This is a genomic window from Mesorhizobium sp. M1403 (genome assembly GCF_040317695.1).
In the GTDB taxonomy this organism is placed as follows: Bacteria; Pseudomonadota; Alphaproteobacteria; order Rhizobiales; family Rhizobiaceae; genus Mesorhizobium.
Window position 1 is genome coordinate 1 of sequence record NZ_JAMYKY010000092.1, and the last position, 1009, is coordinate 1009.

Consider the following 1009-nt stretch of genomic DNA (forward strand, 5'->3'; position numbering starts at 1 on the left):
CTGGGCGGAGCTTCTCAGGGTCGAGCGGGTCGGACGCCACGACAACTTCTTCGAGCTCGGCGGCCATTCGCTGCTGGCCGTGCAGTTCTCGAGCCGACTGTCGCAGGTTGTTGGCGTCGAGCTGCCGCTGGCGAGGCTGTTTGCCAAACCGGCGCTTTCCGATCTGGCGGCAAGCATCGTCGAGCTGTTGAGCCGCTCCGGTCCGCAAGACCTGCCGCCGATTGTGGCCGTGTCGCGTCATGAGCCTCTGGTGCTGTCGTTCGCGCAGCAGCGGCTATGGTTTTTGGCGCAGCTGGACGAACGCAGCACGAACTACCACATGCCGCTGGCCCTGCGGCTGCGTGGGGTGCTCGACCGCAGCGCCTGGCAGCGCGGCCTCGACCGTTTGTTTGCCCGCCATGAGGCGCTACGCAGTGTCTTTGTCGCGTCGGAGGGCAAGCCCCTGGTCGCGGTTCTGCCGCCGGATGCAGGGCTGCCGGTGCTGGAGCACAATCTCAAGGGCAGGCCAGATGCTGAGGCGGCGCTTTTGGATCTGTGCCATGAAGAGGCCCTCACGCCGTTCGATCTCGCGCGTGGGCCGCTGATCCGCGGGCGTCTGATCCGGATATCGGATGAGGAACACGTCTTCCTGCTGACCCAGCACCACATCGTCTCGGACGGCTGGTCGATGAGCGTGCTGGTGGGTGAACTCAGTCAGCTTTACCGGGCGTTTGAGGCTGGACAGGACGATCCTTTGCCGCCGCTGGCAATCCAGTACCCGGATTATGCCGCCTGGCAGCGACAGTGGCTGACGAGGGACCGGCTGCAGAGCCAGGCGGACTATTGGCGCGAGACCCTCGCCGGCGCCCCGGCCCGTCTTGGCTTGCCGACGGACCGTCCGCGGCCGGAGCAACAGTCGTTTGCCGGAGCCAGTGTGCCCGTTGTCATCGATGCGGATTTGACGCGGGGTCTGAAGCGGCTGAGCCGGCAGCATGGCACGACGCTGTTCATGACGGTGCTGACGGCGTGG

General features: G+C 66.0%; 1 protein-coding gene. It reads left to right on the plus strand.

From position 1 onward, the window contains the following. The coding region (locus tag NKH01_RS35165; RefSeq protein WP_353024744.1) for a condensation domain-containing protein at positions 1-1009 on the plus strand (1009 nt) is incomplete at both ends.